The sequence below is a fragment of the Helicobacter sp. 11S02629-2 genome, from assembly GCF_002272875.1.
In the GTDB taxonomy this organism is placed as follows: domain Bacteria; phylum Campylobacterota; class Campylobacteria; order Campylobacterales; family Helicobacteraceae; genus Helicobacter_I.
In genome coordinates, this window is the sequence record NZ_MLAN01000044.1 from 1 (window position 1) to 991 (window position 991).

Genomic DNA, 991 nt, shown 5'->3' on the forward strand with positions numbered 1-991 from the left:
TCTTTAGGGGTATTTAAGTCTGTGGTATCTTTAGAGATATTTGTATTAGCATCTACTTCTTTAGGACTTAAAGCTTCATCCTCTTTTAGCTTACTTGCAACTTTCGTGGTGTTTAAGTCTTTAAGGGCTTTATCTTGATTTTTTGTTGTTTCTAGGGTAGCATTACTAGGAGTGGTTGGGCTAGGATCTGTAGCCTTGTAAGCTTGGACATCAGCCTGAAAACTATGTCCTTCACCACTCACCTCTTTAGGTATATCCCCTCTTTCCCTTTTAAAAGCAGTTGCTACCCAGTGATTGGTCTCTTTGTCATCAAAGCTTTTTCTAAGCCTTACTCTAAAGTAGTCATCTCCATCTTTTAACCATATGTCTTTTAGTCCTCTATTTATATCAACATCAACAGGCTTGCCTTCGTTTATGATCTTATTTAAGCCTTCTATTACTCCATCTTCTCCTTCTCCAAACCTTGCAAACTCTTTTCCATGCTTATCGATAATATGGGCTAGTCCATAGCCAGTATGTTTTTGGGCATCTATAACTTCACCATTAATCATATCTATATCCCCTATATCATCTCTATGCCATGCCCCTTTAACTTGTGCTTTTATGCTTGGATTTTGTCTTAACTTATAAAAAGCTGCTGTTGGGTTGCCTTTAAGATTAGGGTAGTTAACTCCTAATTCTTTTAAAGGTGGAAGGAAGGCTTCTTCACTAGTGTCTATCTTAGTTGCATCTTTTGGGGTATTTAAGTCTGTGGTATCTTTAGAGATGTTTGTGTTAGCATCTACTTCTTTAGTGTTTAATGCTTCATCATTTAGCTTGCTTGCTTTTTTAGATGTATTTAAGTCTGTAGTATCTTTAGAGACATCATTACTTTGTGCTAAGTCTTTTGAAGCCTCTTTTTGAGTGTTTTTTACAGCCTCTTTTTTATTAGCAAAAAAGCTTCTTATAAAGTTAGCCTTATAAGCCTCGCTTTGTGTTATCTCTTTCCACT

The 991-nt window shown here is 36.1% G+C and carries 1 protein-coding gene; it reads right to left on the reverse strand.

The genetic code is table 11. The features are described 5' to 3' along the window. On the reverse strand, positions 1-991 hold a 991-nt coding region (locus tag BKH40_RS08850; protein ID WP_180675179.1), incomplete at both ends, for an RNA polymerase-binding protein DksA.